We start from the raw sequence: 20,588 nt of genomic DNA, 5'->3' as shown, positions 1-20,588 counted from the left end.
GGTCATTCAACACCAAACCGAGCATCATTCGTGCGCTATGCTGATCGAATGCGTCAAGAGCAGCGTCTCGCCGCGATCCTGGGCAGGCTCGCGGACACGGGCTCGGTGAGCGTCACGGGGCTCGCGGAGGACCTGGGCACGTCCGTCGCCTCGATCCGGCGCGACCTCCAGTCGCTCGAAGAGCAGAAGCTGCTCAAACGCACCCACGGCGGCGCGGTGGCGGTCGAGGTCATCTACGAGCTGCCGCTGCGCTACCGGGTGGGCCGCCGCGAGGAGAAGCGCCAGATAGCCGAGGCGGCGGCCAGGCTCGTGACCGAGTCCGTCCACTCGGTCGGCCTCAACGGCGGCACCACGACCACCGAACTGGCGCGCCTCCTGGCCGTCACCAGGCCGTTGAAGGTCGTGACGAACGCGCTCAACATCGCGTCGGACCTGTGCCCGCGCCCCATGATCGACCTGGTCGTGACCGGCGGCGGAGTCCGGCCGGAGAGCTACGAGCTGGTGGGCCCGATCGCCGACCGGGCCCTCGCCGGCATCAGCCTCGACCTGGTCTTCCTGGGCGTGGACGGCATCGACGCGCGCAGCGGCATCGCCACCCACGACGAGGTCGAGGCGCAGACCGACAACTGCCTGCTGCGCACCGCCGACCGCGTGGTGGTGCTCGCCGACGGGTCGAAGGTCGGCAAGCGCGCGTTCTCCCGCATCGCGAGCATCTCGGACGTGCACGTGCTCATCACCGACTCCTCGGCGCCCGCGGAGGAACTGGACAAGCTGCGGGCGGCCGGGGTCGAGGTCGTCGTCGCCTGACACGCGTCTTCGGGGTCAGTGCCGCCTGCGGCGCCTGGCCAGCACGAACACGAAGATCCCGCAGCCGAGCAGGACGCAGCCGAGTCCGAGCGCGAGACCGAGCCCCGTGGTGCCGGTGAACGCGAGGCCGCCGGTCGCCGGGGGCTCCGGTGCCGACACCTGTGTCGAGGTGGTCTCCGGTGCCGTCGGCGGCGGGGTGCCGGGCTCGGTGGTGGGCGCGGGTTCACTGCGGCGCAACGACTCCAGGGCGCGGACCTCGATGTCCACCACCACCTCGGACGAACGGCCGCGGCTGTCCGTCACCACGAGCCGCGCCTTCACGCCACCGGGCGACGGGTAGGTGTGCGCCGCGGTCGCTTCGGGGCCGGTCTGGTCGACCGTGCCGTCGTTGTCGAAGTCGAACGCGAACGTGGCGTCGCCGGAGTAGCTGGAGCCGAGGCCGCTGAGCGTCGTCTTGTTGCCGGCGAGCACGGTGGCCGCCGCCTTGAGCCGCGCGGTCGGCGCGGTGGTCGCGTCCTCGACGGCGCGCACGACGCTCTTGGTCACCTCGTCGGGTGACCCGATCGGGAACGTGGCACCACCGGTCGCCGCCGTGATCGGGCCCATCTGCGCGCTCAGGGCGTCGTTGGCGGACAGCGCGTAGACGGGCACCGCCGGGATCTTCTCGCCGGGCGCTCCCGCGATCCTGGGGGTGGTCCGCATCCTGTCCGCGCGTTCCTGGCCGGGAGCCGTGGTCTCCGCGGCGATGCGTGCGTCGGTGCCCACGGTCGGTGGCAGGTCGGGCATCGGCGCGACACCCCTGGCGATCTCGGTCACGGCGGCGGCGGTCAGCCCGGTCACCGGCTCGGGATCGTGCGCGGGGGCGTCGCCGAGCACGATGAGCGCACGTGTGGCGGACCGGTCCCAGTCCGCGCCGAGTGCCGTGACGAGTCCGGTGTAGACGGCTTCCGGCGTGTCACCGCCGCCGTTCGCGCCGAGGGCGCGCAGTCCCGCTTCGAAGGCCGAGAAGTCCTCGGTCAGCGCGACGACGGTGCGCGCCGCGTAGCTGTCTCCGTGGTCGCGGTACTCGACCAGTCCGACCCTGGCCTTCGAGCTCACCGCGTGCAGCGCGTCGGCGGTGCTCTTGGCGCTCGCGACCGCGGCGGCGAGGTAGGGCGTCATGGACCCGGTCGTGTCGATCGCGAACATGAGGTCCGCGGGCCCGGTGCCCGACCCGTCCGGGGGAGCGGGCGTGGTCGTCGCGTCCTCGGCCATGTCGCGCAGCCGGGTGGCGAGGTCCGACAGTTCCGCGTCGGTGCCGCCGTAGTCCAGGTGCGGTGCGAGGTCGGCAGGGGGCCACCAGGCCCTGAGCGTGATGTCGCAGATCGGGTCGTTGTCGTGGCACAGCAGGTAGGTCGGCACCAGCAGGTCGTAGAACGAGTCGCTGCTCGCCGTGCCGTCGTCCTTCTCGGTCAGCTTCCGGTAGACGCCCGTGCCGTTCGCCCCGCCCCCGGTGACTCCCCGCGCGTTCGCCTTCTGCGCCGGGTCACCCACGCCGAACACCCCGGCGATCCAGCTCTGCGGGACGTCCTGGGCGACCTCGCGCGCGGCGATGACACCCTGGGAATATCCGGCGAGAACGAACCGCGTCCCGGCCGACTCGCATTCCTTGTGACGCTTCTGCAGGTATCCGTTTCCGAGCAGGCGGCCGTACTCGACGGAGTCGAACAGGTCCTGGTCCTCATCGAGGTACTCCTCCGCCGGAATGGCCGGGTAGGGCACCCCGTAAACCCTGATGTCGGCCAGCGAGAAGCCCGATGAGGAAGGAACGGCGCGGGCCTTGTCAATGATCTTCTGCAGGGTGGCGCCGGAGAATCCGTTCGACCGGTCTCCGTCGCCGACCTCGCCCTCTCCGCTGCCGCGGAACGTCACGACCTCGACTTTTCCGCACGTGGAGGGCTGTGCGTGGCCGACCGGCGCGGTCACGGCGGCAGGCGCCAGCGTGAGGAATGCGGCCACGAGGCCGGCACCGAGTCGTTTCTGCCAGGAGGTCGGAGATCTTCGGCTGGGCGGAGTCATGCACGGCACATAGCCCGCGCGGCGCGCGTTGTTACAAATGCGCCATTCGCGTTCTCGATGCCGAAACTATTCCACCCCGGCTAAGCGATCGCGGGTGCGACCACCGGTTCCACCTTCTGCCGTTCCGCCTTCACCGAGGCGATGCCGGCCAGGATCAGCAGGCCGCCGAACAGTTGCAGCGGCGAGAGCGCCTCGCCCAGCAGGAGCCACGCGAACAGCGAGGCGGAGACGACCTCCAGCAGCGCGATGAACGACGCGAGCCGCGAGCCGAGGATCCCGGACGCGGTGATGCCGCTCGCGTAGGCCACCGCCGTGCCGAAGACCGCGACCACGAGCAGCGGCACCCACCAGGCCACGGGCTCGCCGAACAGCGGCACGTCGCCGAACGTCGTGGTGAACGGCAGCAGGCCGGTCAGTCCCACCAGGGCCAGCACGGGCACGGCGAGCAGCAGTCCCGCGCCCGCGAGCGCGACCGGCGGCAGGCCGTTGTTGGGACGCGCGGCGATCACGAAGTACACCGAGCAGCCGATGGCCGCGCCGAACGCCGCCGCGAGACCGATCAGGTCGACGGCCTGGATGGCGCCGGGCCCGATCACCAGCACGAGCCCGCCCACCGCGAGCACCGAGCCGATCAGCACGACCGGTGCGGGTGTGCGGCGGCTGACCGCCCAGGTGAAGCCGACCAGGATGAGCGGGGCGAGGAACTCGATCAGCAGCGCCGTCGCCACCGGGATCCGCTGGATGGCGGCGAAGTAGAGCACCTGCGTGACCGCGACGCCGACCACCCCCATGCCCAGCACCGGCCACCGGGCCTCTCTCAGCAACCCCCACCGCCCGCGCATCACCACGACCACCAGCGGGAGCAGCACCAGCCCTGCGGTGAGCGCGCGGGCCGTCACCGCGGCGGCGGGCGACCAGCCGGCCTCCAGCAGCGGTTTCACGAACGCGCCGGAGGTGCCGAACGAGATGAACGAGATCGCCGCGGCGATCAGTCCGGCCGACTTCGAAATCCCCATGCTCGCGCGCCTCCCGGTCCCGAACGATGTCATGGCCTAACCTGGCCGACACCCCTGACGCTAGGCCGGTCTCGGTAAGGAGTCAATTTGCGTTTTGCCCCTGACACTGAGGAGTCGCTCGAGTTCGTCGTGGCGCTGTGCAACACCGACCCGTCGGCGTCCCGCGGCGGCGACGACGAACTGGCCACGGTCGACCAGCTCCACGCCCTGCTCGGCCGGTTCCACTACACGGGCCGCATCGACGGCGACGAAGCGGAACTGCGGGACGTCCATCGCACTCGCGCGCTGCTCAGGAGCGTGTGGTCGTTCGCCCGCGACGACGCGGTGGAGGCCGTCAACAAGATGCTGCGCGACGCCAAGGCGTTGCCGCACCTGGTGAGGCACGACGACCTCGACTGGCACATGCACGCCACCGAACCCACCTCGCCGCTCGCCGAGCGCATGCGGGTCGAGGCGGCGCTCGCGCTCATCGACGTGATCCGCATGAACGAGATGGGCCGGCTGCGGGTGTGCGCGGCCGACGACTGCGAGGGACTGCTGCTCGACCTGTCCCGCAACGGCCTCAAGCGGTTCTGCGGCGTGCGGTGCGGCAACCGGATGAACATGATCGCGTTCCGCGAACGGCGCGCGGACGGGCGATGATCGGCACGTGCCCCTCCTCGTCGAGCCCTGCCTGCCCGCCGGTTCCCTCAACGTCCTCGCCCAGCCGCACCTGAGCGCCGGCGACCGCATCACTCTGCGGCCGTGGCGCGACACCGACGCCGAGACCGTCGTGAAAGCCTTCGAGTGCCCCGAGATCCAACGGTGGCACGTGCGTCGCATGGACACGCGCGCCGAGGCCCTGGAGTGGATCGCGGGCTGGACGCGGCGCTGGCGCGACGAGACGGACGCCAGCTGGGCGATCACCCGCGACGACGAGCCGATCGGCCAGACCGGGCTGCGCCACGTCTCGCTGTTCGAGGGCTCGGCGGCCCTGTCGTACTGGGTACTGCCCGACTTCCGCGGCGCGGGCATCGCAGCCTGCGCCGCGCGGACACTGACGGACTGGACGTTCGACGTGCTCGGCCTGCACCGGGTGTCGCTGGAGCACTCGACGGCGAACACGGCGTCGTGCCGGGTCGCGACCAGGCTCGGGTTCGCCGTCGAGGGCACGCTGCGGGGCTCGGCGCGGCACGCGGACGGCTGGCACGACATGCACCAGCACGCGCGGCTGCGCGACCTCCGTCCACCCGTTGGGAAGACTTAATTTCCGGGTGTGGAATGTAGTCCCGGCGCGGCGGCTTCAGCACGGTGGAGGGCGGAAACGTCCACCACGAAAGGAAGTTCGCGATGACCGCACAGCTCTCCGTCACCGTCCACAGGCTGGGTGCGGGCATCGGTGCGCGGATCGACGGCGTCCGGCTCGGCGGCGATCTGCCCGAAGAGGTCGTGACCGAGATCCGGACGGCGCTGCTGGCGCACAAGGTGGTGTTCCTCTCCGGCCAGGACCACCTCGACGACGCCGGTCAGCTCGCGTTCGCCCGCCTGCTCGGCGAACCGACCCTCGCCCACCCCACGGTGAAGGGGCGGCAGCACGCCAACGTCCTCGCGATCGACTCCCAGCACGGCAAGGCGAACAGCTGGCACACCGACGTCACCTTCGTCGACCGGGTGCCCGCCATCAGCATCCTGCGCGCGATCGAGCTCCCGCCCTACGGCGGCAACACGGTGTGGGCCAACACCGCACGGGCCTATGACGAGCTGCCTGAGCCGTTGAAGGCGCTGGTGGACAGGCTTTGGGCCGTGCACACCAACCTCTACGACTACGCGGGCGCCGTCGACTCCCAGCGCATCGGGGGAGTGGACGTGAAGGAGAAGGCGTACCGCGAGGAGTTCGTCTCCGACCGCTACGAGACCGAGCACCCCTTGGTGCGGGTTCACCCCGAGACCGGCGAACGCGCGTTGCTGCTCGGTCACTTCGTGAAGCGGATCGTGGGGGTGAGCCCCGCCGAGTCGAAGGCGATCTTCGAACTGCTGCAGAACCGCGTGACGCGGCTGGAGAACACCGTGCGGTGGCAGTGGTCCGAGGGAGACGTGGCGATCTGGGACAACCGGGCGACGCAGCACTACGGCGTCGCCGACTACGACGACCAGCGGCGCCGCCTGAACCGGATCACGATCGCCGGTGACGTGCCGGTGAGCGTGGACGGCGTGGCCAGCACGACGATCGTCGGCGACGCGGGCCACTTCTCCGCGCTCTGACGTGATGCCCGCAGGGCATCGAGGTGGTTGGCTGGGCGCGTGGAACTCAGGCAACTGCGGTACGTGGTGGCGGTGGCCGAGCACCGCCACTTCCGGCGTGCGGCCCAGGCGCTCGGCATGACCCAGCCGTCCCTGTCGCGGCAGGTGGGGGCGGTCGAACGCGAGCTGGGCACGGCGCTGTTCGAACGGACGGGCCGCGGCGTGGTGCCGACGGCCGCGGGCGCGGTCTACGTCGTGCACGCGCGGCGGGTGCTGGAGCAGGTGGAGGCCGGGGCGACGGAGGCCCAGCGGGCGGCGCGGGGGCAGGCCGGGTCGCTGCGGCTGGGCTTCGTCGGCGAGGCGCTGGTCGAGCTGCTGCCGTCGCTGCTGGCGCGGTTCGGGTCGGCGCACCCCGGCGTGGTGCTGGAGTGCCGCGAGCTGTCGACGGCCCAGTGCGGTGCGGCACTGCTCGCGGGGGACGTCGACCTGGCGATCAGCCGCGGCGCGCCGGCGGGGGAGGGCGCGGAGCGGCTGACCTCGGTGCCCGTGGCCGGTGACCACCTCGTCGTCGTGTGCCATCGCGGTCATCCGTTCGCCGGGCAGCCCGCGATCTCACCCGAGCAGCTGCGCGGCCAGCCGCTGATCGTCGCGCCCGCCGCCGACGAACCCGCCGCCACCCGCGTGCTGGCGCCGTTGGTCGAGGCAGCGAGCGGGATCACGCACGCCCGTGATGTGCACACGGTGATCGGGCTGGCCGCGTGCGGGATCGGCGTGGGGCTGGTGCCGACGAGCGTGCGCCGGCTCGGCAGGGCGGAGACCGTCATGGTCGAGGTGGACCCGCCGGTGCGCCTGCCCGACCTCACCATGTCGTTCCGCGGCGCCGACGTCTCGCCCGCGCTCGGCGCGTTCCTCGACGTGACGAGGGCGCACTGCCCCGGCACCGCGAAGCGCCTTGCCCGCCTGATGCCTCGCAAGCATCACAAGGCCGGTTGACGGGCATCACCGCTACGACCGGGACGCGCGGCGGGTGACATGGACGCATGTCGATCACTTCGCATCCGGTCCGGTACGGCGTCACCCTGGCGGGCACCGGCGGCCCCAACCTGGTCGAGGCCGCCGTCGAGGAGGCCCGCGAGGCAGCCGCGTTCGGCGTGGACGTGGTGTGGACGGGGCAGCGGCTGGACTACGACGCCATCGGCCTGGCCGGTCTCGTCGGCTCACGGGTTCCCGGCATCGAGGTGGGCGTGTCGGCGGTGCCGGTGTTCGCCCGGCACCCGATCCTGGTGGCGAGCCAGGCCCAGACCGCGCAGGCGGCCACTGGAGGCCGGTTCCACCTCGCCGTCGCCCTGGGCGCGCCTCCGATCGTCGAGCGGGCGTTCGGCCTGCCGTGGGAACGACCGGTGGCGCGGCTGCGCGAGTTCCTCACCGCGCTGGGACCGTTGCTGCGCGGCGAACCCGTCGAGCACGAGGGCGAGCTGATCACCGCCCGCTCGATGCTGCCCACCCACGTGCCGGGAGCGACCAGGACCCCGGTCCTCGTCGCCGCGATGGCACCGAAGGCGTTGCGGATCGCCGGGCACCTCGCGGACGGCACCGTCCCGTACCTCGCTGGTCCCCGCGCGCTGGGCGAGCACATCATCCCCGCCATCACCGCCGCGGCCGCCGAGGCCGGACGGCCCGCGCCGCGCATCGTCGCCCTGGTGCCGGCGGCCGTCACCACGAGCGAGCAGGCGCGCCGCACGATGGCCGACGGCCTGGCGTTCTACACCCAGTTCGAGTCCTACCGGCGTGTTCTCGCCCTCAACGGCACCGAGAACCCCGTGGACCTCGCGCTGATCGGCGACGAGGACACCGTGGCGGACGGCGTGCGCGCGTACGTCGAGGCAGGGGCCACCGAGGTCGTGCTGACCGCCCACCACGACCTCGACGCCGCCACCCAGACCAGGACCCGCGAGCTGGCGGGAGCGCTCAGCCGCGGCGCGTCAACCGCTGGGCGAGACGTGCTCCGAAGCCGGTGAACGGCGGCTGGGCCAGCCGGAGCGTGTCGAGCGCGAGTGGCTTGCGCAGCACGGGCTTGAGGTGCGAGAAGGTCCGCCACGAGTAGGAGCCGTGGTACGCGCCCATCCCGCTGGCCCCGACACCGCCGAACGGCAGCCCGGCCGCCGCGACGTGGATCAGGCCCGCGTCGTGCACCACCGCGCCGGACGACGTCCGCTGCTCGAACAGGCGGCGCGTGCGGGCTGACGAGGTGAAGACGTACAGCGCGAGGGGCTTGTCCCAGCTGGTGACGACGTCGACCGCCTGCTCCGCCGAGTCGACGGCGATGATCGGCAGGACGGGGCCGAAGATCTCGTCCCGCAGCACCGGATGAGTCGCGTCCGGTCCGACCGAGCGCCCGTCGCTCACGACGACGGTGGGCGCGATGTACCGCTCCGCGCGGTCGTGCTCGCCACCGACCACGACGTTCGTGCCGTCCAGCAGCGCGACGAGCCGGTCGAACTGCCGTTCGTTCACGATGCGGCCGTAGTCGCGGCTCGTCCGCGGGTCGTCGCCCCACAGGTCGGAGATCGCCCCGCGCAGCGCCTCGACGAGCGCGGGCACCCGGTCCGGGGTGGTCATCACGTAGTCGGGGGCGACGCAGGTCTGGCCCGCGTTGGTGAACTTCGCCCACACCAGGCGGCGCGCGGCCTGGTCGAGGTGGGCGTCGTCGTCGACCCAGGCGGGCGACTTGCCGCCCAGCTCCAGCGTCACCGGCGTGAGGTGCTCGGCCGCCGCCCGCATGACGACCCGGCCGACCGTGCCGCTGCCCGTGAACACGATGTGGTCGAACCGCTCGGCCAGCAGTTCGGTGGTCTCCGGGACACCGCCCTCGACGACGCGCACGGTGCCGTCGGGGAAGTAGTCGGGCACGAGCCTCGCGACCAGGGCCGACGTCTCCGGTGCGAGCTCGCTCGGCTTGAGGACCGCGGTGTTCCCGGCGGCCAGCACCCCGGCCAGCGGGTCGAGCAGGAGCTGCAGCGGGTAGTTCCACGGCGCGATCACCAGCACCACGCCGAGCGGCTCGGGCACGAGCCTGGCCCGCGCGGGCCACAACGCCAGGGGGACCGGGCCGCGCCGGGGCCGTGACCACCTCCGCAGGTGGCGCAGCGCGTGGCTGATCTCCGCCAGCACGACGCTGATCTCGGTCAGCTGCGCCTCGCCCGAGCCCTTGTGCAGGTCGCTCCACAGGGCGGCCTCGATCGCGGCCTCGTTCTCGGTGATCATCGCGCGCAACGCCCGCAGGCTGGCGGCACGGGCGGCGGGGGACCGGGTGGCGCCGGAGTCGAAGACCTTGCGCACATCGGACACGACGGCAGGGATGGTCATGCCGTCACCGTACACCAATACGAAACAGGTTCTTTTCGTTTCTTGTGCCGGGTAGAGTGGCCGGTGATGACTGAGAAGGCGGAGGCCGGGCGCCCCAAGGACCCGCGAGTGGACGAAGCGCTGATCACCGCGGCGATCGAGGTCCTGAACGAGTCGGGCTGGGCGTCGTTCACCACGACGGCCGTCGCGAAACGAGCGGGCGCGTCCACCGCGTCGCTCTACCGGCGCTGGCCGTCCAAGCAGGCGCTGGCCGGAGCCGTGGCGCGGCACATCACCCACGCCGAACTGCGCGGCATCAGCACCGGCTCGCTGGAGGGTGACGTTCGCGAGCTCCTCACGCGCAAGCGGCGGATCCTCGAAGCGGCCACGGGGCCCGCGTTGCTCTCGCTGATGGGGCAGGCCGCGCACGACCCGGCGTTGCGGCAGATCCTGCGCGACGACGTCTACCTCGCCGTCCGCGAGGAGCTCGGGTCGCTTGTCGCACAAGCCGTTGTGCGGGGGGAGCTGGCCAGGCGAACCGACAGCGCGCAGCTCGACGTGCTCGCACTGGTGCTGATCGGGACCGCTCTGGCCAGGTCCGTGTTCGTCGAGACCGACGGGGGACACGGGGCCGAGGCCGAACTGCGCATGCTGCTCGCGGTGATCGCGTCCGCGTGACGCCTCAGCAGTTCGCGCGCAGCAGCACGCCGGAGGTGCCGGGCAGGCTGACCGAGTTGACGGCCTTGCCGTCGTGGTCGGTGTACGTGCGCTGGACGTCGACCTTGACCGGGGCAGTCCCGGTCGGGTTGGCGTTGACGAGCGCCACGCCGCACGTGAAGTCCCTGCGGTAGACCTTGTCCGCGACCGCGCGGTAGGCGCCGGCGGGGTGCCCGAGGTACCAGTCGTACTCGGGGTGCCAGGCCGTCGGGTCCGCGTAGCCGTCGGTCTTCGCGACCTCGGCGATCGCGGCCTTGCCGGTGGTCGTCATGAACAGGCTGGCCAGCGCGTACCGGAACGCCCGCGTGTCACCCACGTCGAAGTGCGGCTGCACCCAGGTCATCTTGCCCTGCGTCTCGTTGGAGGCGATCTCGGCGACCTGCCGGCTCCAGCCCTCCTGGTAGTCCTCGAGCAGCCGGGCGCTGGAGAACGCCAGCCACCACTCGTCGAACCCGCCGTCGAGGTAGGCGCTGTAGGCCTCCCATCCGCCGGCGTGCATCCGGGCGTTGGTCAGGTTGCCGACCGAGAGCAGCCCAGCGGCCTTGAACCCGCTCTTCACCGCGGCCAGCATGCCCTTGTAGGCCTCCTGGAACGCGCCGTTGTCCGGGTACTTCGGCGGGCACTCGCCGGGGTGGTACGCGTCGCACGTGTAGAGGGCGTTGTCGAGGAAAACCCCGTCGAATCCGGTGGCCTTCGAGGTTTCGACGACGCTGTTCACCCACGCTTTGCGGTAATCGGCATTACCGACGTCCATCTGCTTGTGGCCGTCGTACCCGGCGTACTCCAGCTCCTGCCCGTTCTTCCCCTTCAGGAACCAGCCGGGGTTGTTCGCCCGCACCTCGCAGTAGCCCAGTCCGGTGGGCAGGTGGGCGTCGTCCTTGCCGTTCTTGCAGGCGTACGACCGGGTGGAGGACAGGTCCTTGTAGACGTAGACCTTGACCGCCGGGTTCGCGGCCTTGAGCTTGCGCAGGAGGTCACCCTCCCAGGCGTTGAGCACGACGTGAGCACGGCGTTTGGCTTCAACGGCGATCGTCTCGTCGGACACCGGCGTGCTGTTGAGGTGCAGCCAGAACGACTGCGTGCGTCCCACCGGGGCGACCTCCGCCTGGGCCGCGGGCGTGACGACGGTGGCCAGCAGAACCGTCAGGGGCAGGAAAAGTTTTCGTATTTTGCCTGTTTTCTCAAGCATTTCGTTCCTCCTCGTCTGGAAGGGCTGAAGGTTTGGTACCCAGCCCGAGACGAGGAAAGGATCTGAATTCGTAAACCACCTGTTGCGGGTGCAAGCACGTGCGGAACCGGCACCCTGAGTAGGTCCCGTCGCCCTGAGCAGGACCGCTCGCCCTGGCCGGGTGACCTCAGCTCAGACGGACGCTCTGCCGCGTAGTTCTTCCACGTCAGCGCGAATTTTCCGGACCTCCGCGAGGATCTCCATCGTCGCCGCCATCTCCTCGCGGTCGTGCTCCGCGTGCTCCTCGGTCATCTGGGTCTGCATTGCGCTCACCGCCACCGCGATGAACAGGTTGAGCACCGTGAACGTCGTGACGACGAGATAGCCGACGAAGAACACCCAGGCGAACGGCTTCTCCTCCATGACCTGCCGCGCGACCTCCGACCACGCCTCGCCGGTCATGACCTGGAACAGCGTGAACAGCGAGTCGCCGAGATCCCCGAAGTACTCCGGCGCGACGGTGCTGAACAGCTTCGTGGCGATCACCGCCGACACGTACAGCACCAGCGACAGCAACGCGGTGATGGACGCCATGCCTGGCAACGCGGTCAGCAACGCTGCCACGACCCGCCGCATGCTCGGCACCACGGACACGAGCCGCAGGACCCGGAGCACCCGCAGGGCGCGCAGCACCGAGAACGCCCCGGAAGCGGTCGGCAGCAGGGTGATCGCCACGACCACGGTGTCGAACCAGTTCCACGGATCGCGGAAGAAGGCGCGGCCGTAGGCGCCGAACCGCAGCGCGAGCTCGACCACGAACAGGGCCAGCACCAGCCGGTCGACCACGTGCAGGGCGTCACCGAACGACGCCATCAGCTCGGGGGACGTCTCCGCACCCAGCGTGACCGCGTTGACGAGGATCACCGCGGTGATCACCTTGTTGAACCCTGTGTGTTCATCAGGGTGAGCGTGATGCCGTTCATACCGTGTTTTGCCTGTTCACATGGCCTGCCGGTCGGCTAGGTCAGGGGCATATTCACGTTGATTGGGAGCAAATCGGGAGCAGGGGTCATGAACACATTCGCGGTTCCAAAGGTGTTCACCGGACTTCGTCCAGACCTTCGATGGTCCAAGACCATCCGCCGTCCTCTTCCCAGCGGTGCTGCAACTGCTCCAGCATCCTGCTGATCATGGCATCCGTGACGTGCGAGTACCGGTCGTGAACTTCTTTGCGCTTGTGCCCCAGGCGCTCAAGCCGAAGCACGTGCGGCACGCCCTCCTCGATGAGCCAGGTCTCATGCGTATGACGCAGGTCATGGAAGTGCATTCCCTCCTTGATCGGTGCCCACCCGAGCGCCTCGTCGCCCGCGAGCGCGGGCAACCAAACGCGCGCGCGGAAGTTTCCCCGCCGACGGAAAGCGCCACGCGCCGAGGCGAAAACGAACCTTGACTCCGGATTGCGCTCGCGATGTGCTAGCAGTTCGTTCACGAGAAATGGTGGCAGGTGAACCTCGCGGGCACTGGCTGGCGTCTTCGGTGAGCCAAGGAAGAGCGCTTGTCCAGATACGTCATGCAGCGCACCGAACACCGGGTCCACTACAATGCGGGGATTGGCGTCCAGATAGGTTCTGGTCCACTGTAGCCCGGCCAACTCGCCCCAGCGCAAGCCGGTGTAAGCGGCTGTGATCGTCAACAGCCCGTCGTCGGGATGCATCCTGCCCGCCAAGGCGTCGACCTCGTCCGTGGTGGCGTGAGGTCGCTCCTGGGAGTCCGCATAGGTGATTCGCAGCTTGCGACATGGATTCGATCCGATCAGACCTTCGTCGACAGCTTCACCAATGATTTGGGAGAAGAGCACGACAACGAGCCGCGCGCTGGTGTCGGCTAGCTTCGCCCGCAGGGTCTTGTTCACCCACCCCTTCACTCTGATCCGCTGGATGTCGCCAAGTGCTGTGCCGGACCAGAACGGCAGAATGTGATTGCGCAGCTGAGAGTCATAGGTCTCCCATGTCTTCAACTTCACGTTTTGAGCATCCGACCACTGCCGGATCCACTCGTCGATCGTGGTCTTGGCCAACCGCGGATCGGCGAATCGCTTCCGCCGCTGGTCGGACTCCACATCCAGCGCCCGCTGCTCTGCGGCTGCCTTCGTCGGGTACCCGTTCTCTGAGTAAACAGTTCCGTCGTCAAGCCGGTAGCGGACACGCCAGCCGCAGCCATGTTTTTCTGCCCAGGCCATCGGTTCTCCTTGTTACGGTGTCGGATGTGGGGATATCTGGTGTGTCTACATGGACGCTCGTTTCAAGGAAAAGGGCAATCTAAGTGTGTTCGCGGCGACCAGAATGCCTGCGGTTTGGGGTGCGCGAGGTGTAGATGTCGGGATAAGTCGACTTCATGTACTGCGCGGCCGCTGCGGCAATTTGCTCGATGTCGTTTTGAGAGAAGCGCAGATGCTTACCGAGGAAGGAGCACGGGATTGCGCGTCGGGCGGCACGGCGGCGCAACCAGGACTCACGCACTTGCAATAGCCTCGCAGCCTGGCCGGGCGTGAACAGGACCTGAACCGTTTCGTCCATGGGCGCGCCCGCCGGTGGGCGGGCCCCGTCGTTGGCAGTCTGCGCACTGCCTGTGGGTGTGGTCGCAGGTGCAGGCGACTCCGGAGATGAGAACTGGACTGACAACGTCATGGGCACGCCCCTTCGTGCGGGACGCTCTCGTCGATGAAGAGGGCGTCGGTAGCACCCCTTAACTCCGAGAAAGAAGATGCTCGGGGACAGACGGCTTGTTCAAGACACGACGGCAATGGACCGAAGCGATGAAGTCGCTCGTCCTGGCGCACAACGCCGGTGTCGCTAGAGCGCCTCCGGGCTACCTATGCAGATCGCTCGGCTGCTCGACGACGAGTGCTGTGATGATTTCCGCGGCTTCCTCACATAAGTCGGCGCCGCGCAAAGAGTATCCGAGAAGCCGTTGGGCCATCCTGCGGAGATCAGTGGGCGGCAACAGGGTGATAGACGTGAAGAAGGTGACGCGGCTCGGCGACCCGGAGGAGCTGGAACGGCACTACGAGCGGCTGAACGTGGAGATCGTCTACAACGCAACAGGGCGGACGCTCGATAGGAGCGTCCGCCCTGTTGGTAGGGATAAACCAGTGTCCGAGGCCGGAGTTGGCCACTACACCCCCGCCCTACCAGCGGGTTTCGTGGAGGCTCGATGGGTGAGGGCTTCGTGGTCCACGGTCTGTCCTCGTCTGACCAGTTAGAGCATCCGTGCTGCAGATCCGCGGTTCAAAGGGGACTTGAGTTCCCATACGTAGCAAGCTTGCGCAGTCCGTGTGTTCATGCGCTATTGGATAGCTCGAATCCAGCATAGAGGGCCAGTCGATGCAATTCAATCTTACGCCGCCGAATTCTATCAACTGGGTCAGGAAATTTCGCGGCGACGTGTTGGATCGCCCGCTGATCTCGGAGTCAGGCCCATCTGCGGCAAGCGCTACGCGAGTACGAGCGACACTACAACGAGTGCGCCACATGACGATCACTCGCTGGTGCGGCACCACAAGTATCTTCATGCTCCTTGACCTGCGTGGACGTAATTTTCGGCACCCACAGGGCTACGGCTCCGGTCTCGCGGCGGGGGAGCGGCTCTTCGAGGCGATCGTCAACGGCAAGCACGGCGTGCACATCATCCACGACGACTACGACGCGTCCTGGCAGCGCCTGCCCGGCCGAATCAATCTGGACGTGCCGGAACTGCTTGCCGCGGTGAAAGCCTTGGGCGACGGGCCTTTGCCTCAACAGGACCGGGACTGGCCGTTCGTGCTGTCCGCGGGAGAACGACGAGCGTTCACCGCCAACACGATCATGCGCGACCCCAGCTGGCGCCGCCGCGACCCGGACGGCCGGCTGCGCATCAGCCTCACCGACGCGACGCGGCTGGGCGTCACGACCGGCGACTGGGTCAGGCTGACCACCCGGCGCGGCGGCGCGGAGGTGTCCGTGGACACCACGGACACCATGCGCCCTGGTCACATCTCGCTGCCCAACGGCCTGGGGCTCACGGTGCAGGAGCGCACGGGTGTCGCGCCGAACGAGCTCACCGCCGCCGAAGACCGGGACGAGTGGGCCGGCACACCGTGGCACAAGCACGTGCCGGCGCGGCTCGAACCGCTCGGACCGCAGTCAGGAGCCTGAGTAGGAGAAGGCGGCCCAGTCCACCGGCGAGCTGAACGGGATCCGGCTGAGCGGGAGCTCGGCGATCAGGCCGGGCAGGTCGTCGAGATCGGGTGCGCGTCGGCGCAACAGGGCGGAGACCGCGCTTCGTGGTGCGGTTCGAAGCCAGCGCTGGGTTGCGGCGAAGGCGTCGGCCGGTTCGGTCTCGCCGTCCCACAGTTCGTAGAAGCGCAGGGCGAGGACGGCGGCCGTGGTGTCGGCGACGGGCCATTGCGCGGCCACCACGCCGGCCGCGCCGAGTTGGATGAGCGCGCTGGGCATCGCGACGACCTCCTGCGGTACGACCTCGCCGGCCACCGCGGTGTCGCAGGCCGACAGCACCACCAGCCGCACCGAGGAGAGGCGGGTGTTCGTCACCAGGTTGTCGATCGTGAGTTGCTCGTCGTCCGCGAGCAGGAGATAGCTGTTCAGCGGTTCTTGCGGCGCTGCCATGCCGTGACAGGCGAAGTGCAGAACCGACTGCTGGGAGATCGCCCACACGACTGCCGGCAGGGTGGCCTCCGCGCCTTCGAGGGCGGTGACTCGGCCGGCTCGGGCCGCGACGGCGGCACCCTCGGCGCGTGCCCAGCGCAGGGGGACGGCATCCACCGGCTGCGGGTCGATGATCGCGAGCGCGTCGGAGTTGTGGGACCGGGATGCCGCGCTCGACGTCGCCGCGAGCGCTGTCGAACTCGGCACGAACCGCCAGTCGAACAGTTCGATCGCCGCTTGTCCGGTCTCGGGGTCCACCGCCGCGGTGATCGGCAGCAACGCCAGTCTTCCGGCGACCACCACGGTCACCGGGCCACCCGCCGGCAGTGCCCGCCCGAGAGGGCCGGCGAACGCCGTCCAGAGCCACCGTCCCACCGTGTCGATCGTGGCCGACCAGTCGGCGATGATGTTCGACGCCTGGTACTCGGCGAGCGCCGTCCGATACCGGAAGGTGTGTTCTCGCAACGCTTCCTCGGTGAAGGGCAGCTCGACGCAGGTGGTCCGCCGGAGTATGCCGTTCACGACGAAGGCCATCCCACCGTCCCCCGCGGCGCTCCAGTAGACGACCGGGCCATCCGTTGCGGCGGCGTAGATGTCGGAGATGTCCGGTTCCATGCCGAACCGGGCGAACCCCGGCACTGACTGGATCAGCTTGGTGACTTCGCGGAGCTGTGCTTGAAGCCGTTGCACGCGCTGACCGGAGAACGTGTGGCTGCCGGCGTCGATCTGCGACCCCATGGCCACCAGTTCCGAGGCCCTGGCGCGGAAGGCTTCCGCCAGATCCGGTCTGCCAGCGGCGGCGACCGCTGACAACTCGGCGCTCTCCAGCTGAAGCGCGCGTCGCAGGTTCCGCGCGTGATGACGTTCCAGGAGAACCACGGCCTCTTCAGCCGCTCCGCTCCTGCCGAAGCTGTACGCGGCTTTCTGCACGATGTCGTGCGGGCGACTGCCCATCGCCTCCCGCCACCTACCGGCGGCGGTCCGTTCGACGAGCACCGAGATCCCGGCTTCAGCGACCAGGTAAGCCTCGGTCGCGCGGAGCCAGTCGCCATGTCCCGCCAACCGGTCGCCGAGCTTCTCGCCGAGATCGATCGCGATCAGCGGGTCGTCGGCGGGGTCGAATTCGGCCAGGGCCGTGGCAAAGGCCGCGGCGCCCTCTCGCCAGCGTTCGCCGTCGCCCGTCATCAGCAGCTCCGCCAGGTTCAGCAGGTCGAGCGTCTGGTCAGGGCCGGCGGACAGGAACCTGAGGTTGTCGCGGACCAGCGCGACGGCTCGCTCGACCTGGCCGGTCTCGTCCGGCTGAAGTGCGTGCGCCGCCATCAGCGCCTGGACCAGGTTGCGCCGGGCGAGGACCGCTGCCGGTGAGGCCGGCGACAGGGTGCGGACCGCCGTCTCTCCCGCGAGCAGCGCCTCCTGGAGGTCACCGGCGTCGGAGGTGCGACGGTACCGGCGGATCAGCGCACGGCACAGGTTGTTGGCCGTGTGCGGAACCTGGCTCACGCCGAGGTCGGGACGTTCCCCTGCGGTGCGATAGCGGTGAATCGTCACGTCGAGATCCTTCGGAGCGGCGGACCAGTCGTAGCTGCCGCTGCTCACCTGCCCGCCGAGGTCCCACAGGCGGGCCCCGGTACCGGGCGCCGAACCGAACCTGTACAGCAGATCCTGCACATGTTTCTCGGCACTGGTCAACCCGTCACCTTCGCCCTGCTCCGCCAATGCGAGCAGAGCACTGATCTGCCCCGCCTGGTTGACCAGCCACGCCTCGGTCGTCCGGTCGGTGGTGCGTGCCGCCTCCTCGAACAACCTCACGCTTTCCCGGAGGTGCTCGACCGACCTCGTGACCTTGGCCTGTAGTTGGTGGATGTTGGCGAGGACCCGCATCAGCGGTGCCTCGCCAGAGCGAAAGCGCCGGACGCGAAGCAGCGCCTCGGCGATCGATGCGGCGGCTCTGTCGAGAACCTCCATCTCGCCGGTTTCCTCGTAGGTCGCGATGGCGAGGTTCCCCGCGATCACCGCGGGCCGCCAGTCGTCCTGGTTTCCTGTCGGTGAGACAGGAGTTGACGCGTCGGCCAGCACCAGCGCGGCTCGGTTGAGCGCGGCGACGGATCTCATCGCCTTCCCGTACCTCATCAGGGATTCGACGGTCACCATAGCCACCGCGAACCGTCCGGCGGCCGTGAGCGGAACATCGTCGGGCGCGGCAAGGATCTCCTCGCCGGCGCGCGCGACGGCCGCCAGTTGTTCGTCAGGCCTCACCTGTGACTGGGTGACGAGATCGTCCACCAACGCCGTGGCCGGGCCGTAGTCCAGATCCGGACCCTCCAGCACCGGTGTGCCGGCGGCGTGCCGTTCCAGCAAGGTGCGAAAGACGGCCAGTTCCTGCCGGTGCTCGTCCGTCGCACTTTCGGCCTCTCGGGCGAGTAGAACGTAGGTGGCGTCGTCCCGCGACAACCAGGCGTGCTCATCGAGGAAGGAGGGGATCTCCTCGATGCCGAGCCCGTTCGCCAGCCTCAGCACCGGCTCGATGGTCCGCTTGGCGCGGACCAGTTGCCGGAACTCGTCCACCGGTGACTGGTCGCCTTCGGCGAACGCGGCGAGTGCTCCGATCTCGCTCGCTCGTTGCAGCATCGTGAGATTCACCTGGGCCCGGTATCCGTCCATGGAGCCCGTTTGGTTCGCCTTGTACTCCAACAGAGTCTTGACCATCCTGCTGCTCAGCTCAGGATGTTCTTCGAAGGACAGGTACGCACTGAGCCAGTCCTCGTGGTCGAGGAAGCGGCGTAGCGCTTCGAGGACGTCGTTCGCCGGCCGGCCGGTGTCGTTCTCCACGGTGAGCATGACGCGTTTGTCGTCGGAGGTGACGATCAGATGCTCCGTCGGAAACGGCGTCCGCACAGTCGTTTTCACGTCCGGTACGGGATGTCCGGCCTCCTGCAGCCGCCGCACCGCGAACCTGACGAACGGGTCCTCGTGATCCGGGGCTGTGCGGACGAACTGCGCGAACGCCGGATACGCCTCCTCGGCGCCCCGGCGGTCGAGCAGGAGCGCCAGGTTCTGCCACGGTCCGAAGTTGTCGGGATACCGATCCGCGAGAGCCCGGAATGCTGCCAGCGCCTCGTCCTCGCGTCCGGCGTACGACAGGCTCAACGCCTGCGAGTAGAGGTAGTTGAACGAGGACTCGGGCAAGACGGCCTCCTCTCAAGCCTCGAACGGAGAGAAGGTGCCGAGATCCGGGAGTGCCTCACGCCGCGCCGACGACCGGACCTCAGGCCCGGCCAGACCAGCCTCGGTGAACTTCTTCCGCACGTCGTCAGCGAGTTTGATCGCGTCGTCGAACAACAGGTCGTCGCTCGTGAGGGCGGCGCGCCGGAACGCGACGAGCGCCTCCTCCACGTCCGCGGGACGGCCACGCCGGGCTTCACGTCGCAGTTCCTCGTACGAAGCGGCTATCTCGGGAATGAGGAACCAGTCGTCGCGCGTGTGCGCCGCGTTCACCTCGAGCACGAGGTACGGGTATCCCTCGACCGGCTGTCCCGCCGCATCGAGCAGACGGCCGTCAGCCGGGTCGACGCGAAAACGCCGCCCGTCCTGCGGCACCCTGGCGGCCACGACCCACCCGGTGCGCAACGGTCTCCACAGCGCCGCGAAACCGATCTCCAGCGCCGTGCCTTCCGCGTCTCCGGCAAGGAGCTGGATGCCCTGCTTGGCCGGTTCCAGGAACGGAAGCGCCGCCCCGACGAACGCCAGCGCAGGCACCTTCGACAAGCTCTCCAGTAACTTCAGGTATGGGCCGGCGAGCTCGCTCGACGCCACCGAGAACAAGCCGACTTCGGCCTCGACATCGCCACCGACGAACGGAACCGGCCCTGCCAGGCGGCGATTCACCTGGAGGAAGCGATCTTCCGAGCCCGGCGTCACGTCCTGCAGGGCGCTCGGTGAGTGGCTGGAGATGAACTGAGCGGTCGTCCCGGATCGGGCCGGCAGCGCGATCGAGCTGTTGACCGCCCCGTAGTACCGGCGAAGACCGCGCCGCACGTCCACGACGTACGCGGTGCGCAGGAAGACGCTCAGGTAGGACGTCTCAGGTTCGACCTCCGCGGATTCCGTGCCGCGCGGTATGTACAGGTACGTCCACTGTGTCGAGCGAGTCCGCATCGCGGACGACCACCAGCCCATCCTCGGCTCTCCTCATCTGCATCGGCGGTAACGCCCTGCATCACGTGAGTCGTTCCCCAGACCGGGCTTCCACACGCGTGCCCGTCTGCCTACCGCACCGAGCCCGCCACGGGATGGCGCCACGCGGTCAGTTCAGACGCGATCGTCAGCTGGGAGCCGATGTACTGGAATTCCACGTCCGGGATGTTCGCCGAAACGTTCCGGTCTATCCGTCGGACTGGATGACCATCAGCCGGAACGTCGTCGACGGCGACTCTCGCCCGCTCGTCTGCAACATGTGCCAGGCCAGGTTGCCGGGACCGTTGCCGGCCTGAGGAAGGCGTTGCCTGCTGACCCCGAGAACGCCGTCCGGGCGCTCGTCGAGAACCTCCGGCGTTG

At 69.1% G+C, this 20,588-nt stretch carries 18 protein-coding genes; 9 read left to right on the top strand and 9 right to left on the bottom strand.

Annotated elements, in window-relative coordinates:
- Positions 1-48: 48 nt before the first annotated feature.
- Positions 49-807 carry a DeoR/GlpR family DNA-binding transcription regulator gene (locus ACFWN2_RS06795; protein WP_382425347.1) on the top strand — a complete coding sequence of 253 codons (759 nt, stop codon included), beginning with the start codon at positions 49-51 and terminating at the stop codon, positions 805-807.
- Between the two features lie 15 nt (positions 808-822).
- On the opposite strand, the gene ACFWN2_RS06790 is transcribed toward ACFWN2_RS06795, so the two are convergent.
- Complete coding sequence (locus ACFWN2_RS06790) at positions 823-2,805, bottom strand: cutinase family protein (RefSeq protein WP_382425346.1); 1,983 nt, start codon at positions 2,803-2,805, stop codon at positions 823-825.
- A 140-nt stretch (positions 2,806-2,945) separates the two neighbouring features.
- Positions 2,946-3,881 carry a DMT family transporter gene (locus ACFWN2_RS06785; RefSeq protein WP_382425345.1) on the bottom strand — a complete coding sequence of 312 codons (936 nt, stop codon included), beginning with the start codon at positions 3,879-3,881 and terminating at the stop codon, positions 2,946-2,948.
- Positions 3,882-3,968: 87 nt separating this feature from the next.
- Here ACFWN2_RS06785 and ACFWN2_RS06780 point away from each other — a divergent pair, with 87 nt between their 5' ends.
- The 5 genes from ACFWN2_RS06780 (at position 3,969) to ACFWN2_RS06760 (ending at position 8,119) form a co-directional block, all read left to right on the top strand.
- The gene (locus ACFWN2_RS06780) at positions 3,969-4,523 is read left to right on the top strand and encodes a CGNR zinc finger domain-containing protein (RefSeq protein WP_382425344.1); all 555 of its coding nucleotides are present in this window, start codon (positions 3,969-3,971) and stop codon (positions 4,521-4,523) included.
- 7 nt (positions 4,524-4,530) lie between these two features.
- A complete protein-coding gene (locus ACFWN2_RS06775) occupies positions 4,531-5,127 on the top strand; it encodes a GNAT family N-acetyltransferase (RefSeq protein ID WP_382425343.1) in 597 nt (198 codons plus the stop codon).
- A gap of 83 nt (positions 5,128-5,210) precedes the next feature.
- Positions 5,211-6,122 carry a TauD/TfdA dioxygenase family protein gene (locus ACFWN2_RS06770; RefSeq protein ID WP_382425341.1) on the top strand — a complete coding sequence of 304 codons (912 nt, stop codon included), beginning with the start codon at positions 5,211-5,213 and terminating at the stop codon, positions 6,120-6,122.
- A 39-nt stretch (positions 6,123-6,161) separates the two neighbouring features.
- A complete protein-coding gene (locus tag ACFWN2_RS06765) occupies positions 6,162-7,094 on the top strand; it encodes a LysR family transcriptional regulator (RefSeq protein ID WP_382425339.1) in 933 nt (310 codons plus the stop codon).
- Between the two features lie 47 nt (positions 7,095-7,141).
- Positions 7,142-8,119: a TIGR03564 family F420-dependent LLM class oxidoreductase gene (locus tag ACFWN2_RS06760; protein WP_382425337.1), complete on the top strand. Its 978-nt coding sequence runs from the start codon at positions 7,142-7,144 to the stop codon at positions 8,117-8,119.
- Here the strand turns inward: ACFWN2_RS06760 and ACFWN2_RS06755 are convergent.
- Entirely contained in the window at positions 8,070-9,467 is a 1,398-nt protein-coding gene (locus tag ACFWN2_RS06755) for an aldehyde dehydrogenase family protein (protein ID WP_382425336.1), read from the bottom strand. The two genes, ACFWN2_RS06760 and ACFWN2_RS06755, sit on opposite strands and share 50 nt — an antisense overlap.
- 66 nt (positions 9,468-9,533) lie before the next feature.
- On the opposite strand from ACFWN2_RS06755, the gene ACFWN2_RS06750 reads away from it, so the two are divergent.
- On the top strand, positions 9,534-10,124 hold the full coding sequence (locus ACFWN2_RS06750) for a TetR/AcrR family transcriptional regulator (RefSeq protein WP_382425335.1): 591 nt from the start codon (positions 9,534-9,536) through the stop codon (positions 10,122-10,124).
- Between the two features lie 4 nt (positions 10,125-10,128).
- Here ACFWN2_RS06750 and ACFWN2_RS06745 read toward each other — a convergent pair whose 3' ends face one another.
- The 4 genes from ACFWN2_RS06745 to ACFWN2_RS06730 form a co-directional block, all read right to left on the bottom strand.
- Complete coding sequence (locus ACFWN2_RS06745; RefSeq protein WP_382425333.1) at positions 10,129-11,352, bottom strand: putative glycoside hydrolase; 1,224 nt, start codon at positions 11,350-11,352, stop codon at positions 10,129-10,131.
- A gap of 171 nt (positions 11,353-11,523) precedes the next feature.
- Positions 11,524-12,267, bottom strand: coding sequence for an ion transporter (locus ACFWN2_RS06740; RefSeq protein ID WP_382425331.1), 744 nt, complete (start codon positions 12,265-12,267; stop codon positions 11,524-11,526).
- A gap of 163 nt (positions 12,268-12,430) precedes the next feature.
- The gene (locus ACFWN2_RS06735; RefSeq protein WP_382425330.1) at positions 12,431-13,570 is read right to left on the bottom strand and encodes a tyrosine-type recombinase/integrase; all 1,140 of its coding nucleotides are present in this window, start codon (positions 13,568-13,570) and stop codon (positions 12,431-12,433) included.
- 79 nt (positions 13,571-13,649) lie between these two features.
- Positions 13,650-13,907, bottom strand: a complete 258-nt coding sequence (locus ACFWN2_RS06730) for a helix-turn-helix domain-containing protein (RefSeq protein ID WP_382425328.1) — start codon at positions 13,905-13,907, stop codon at positions 13,650-13,652.
- A gap of 440 nt (positions 13,908-14,347) precedes the next feature.
- Here ACFWN2_RS06730 and ACFWN2_RS06725 point away from each other — a divergent pair, with 440 nt between their 5' ends.
- Entirely contained in the window at positions 14,348-14,593 is a 246-nt protein-coding gene (locus ACFWN2_RS06725) for a hypothetical protein (protein ID WP_382425327.1), read from the top strand.
- A gap of 307 nt (positions 14,594-14,900) precedes the next feature.
- Positions 14,901-15,524, top strand: coding sequence for a molybdopterin dinucleotide binding domain-containing protein (locus ACFWN2_RS06720; protein ID WP_382425326.1), 624 nt, complete (start codon positions 14,901-14,903; stop codon positions 15,522-15,524).
- Here the strand turns inward: ACFWN2_RS06720 and ACFWN2_RS06715 are convergent.
- Both ACFWN2_RS06715 and ACFWN2_RS06710 read right to left on the bottom strand, forming a co-directional pair.
- Complete coding sequence (locus ACFWN2_RS06715; protein WP_382425324.1) at positions 15,513-19,220, bottom strand: CHAT domain-containing protein; 3,708 nt, start codon at positions 19,218-19,220, stop codon at positions 15,513-15,515. The genes ACFWN2_RS06720 and ACFWN2_RS06715 overlap by 12 nt on opposite strands.
- A gap of 12 nt (positions 19,221-19,232) precedes the next feature.
- On the bottom strand, positions 19,233-20,210 hold the full coding sequence (locus ACFWN2_RS06710; RefSeq protein WP_382425322.1) for a hypothetical protein: 978 nt from the start codon (positions 20,208-20,210) through the stop codon (positions 19,233-19,235).
- Positions 20,211-20,588: the final 378 nt, after the last annotated feature.

Source organism: Lentzea sp. NPDC058436, assembly GCF_042721515.1.
Classification (GTDB): domain Bacteria; phylum Actinomycetota; class Actinomycetes; order Mycobacteriales; family Pseudonocardiaceae; genus Lentzea.
The sequence above is the reverse complement of the archived record's forward strand: the minus strand, read 5'-3'. Positions and strand labels throughout refer to the sequence as shown.

Bases quoted from the DNA above. Each gene is read 5' to 3' on its own strand.
- ACFWN2_RS06795 (WP_382425347.1), top strand. From the start codon at position 49: ATGCGTCAAGAGCAGCGTCTCGCCGCGATCCTGGGCAGGCTCGCGGAC.
- ACFWN2_RS06785 (WP_382425345.1), bottom strand. From the start codon at position 3,881: ATGGGGATTTCGAAGTCGGCCGGACTGATCGCCGCGGCGATCTCGTTC.
- ACFWN2_RS06770 (WP_382425341.1), top strand. From the start codon at position 5,211: ATGACCGCACAGCTCTCCGTCACCGTCCACAGGCTGGGTGCGGGCATC.
- ACFWN2_RS06760 (WP_382425337.1), top strand. From the start codon at position 7,142: ATGTCGATCACTTCGCATCCGGTCCGGTACGGCGTCACCCTGGCGGGC.
- ACFWN2_RS06755 (WP_382425336.1), bottom strand. From the start codon at position 9,467: ATGACCATCCCTGCCGTCGTGTCCGATGTGCGCAAGGTCTTCGACTCC.
- ACFWN2_RS06750 (WP_382425335.1), top strand. From the start codon at position 9,534: ATGACTGAGAAGGCGGAGGCCGGGCGCCCCAAGGACCCGCGAGTGGAC.
- ACFWN2_RS06745 (WP_382425333.1), bottom strand. From the start codon at position 11,352: ATGCTTGAGAAAACAGGCAAAATACGAAAACTTTTCCTGCCCCTGACG.
- ACFWN2_RS06735 (WP_382425330.1), bottom strand. From the start codon at position 13,570: ATGGCCTGGGCAGAAAAACATGGCTGCGGCTGGCGTGTCCGCTACCGG.
- ACFWN2_RS06730 (WP_382425328.1), bottom strand. From the start codon at position 13,907: ATGGACGAAACGGTTCAGGTCCTGTTCACGCCCGGCCAGGCTGCGAGG.
- ACFWN2_RS06720 (WP_382425326.1), top strand. From the start codon at position 14,901: ATGCTCCTTGACCTGCGTGGACGTAATTTTCGGCACCCACAGGGCTAC.
- ACFWN2_RS06710 (WP_382425322.1), bottom strand. From the start codon at position 20,210: ATGGGCTGGTGGTCGTCCGCGATGCGGACTCGCTCGACACAGTGGACG.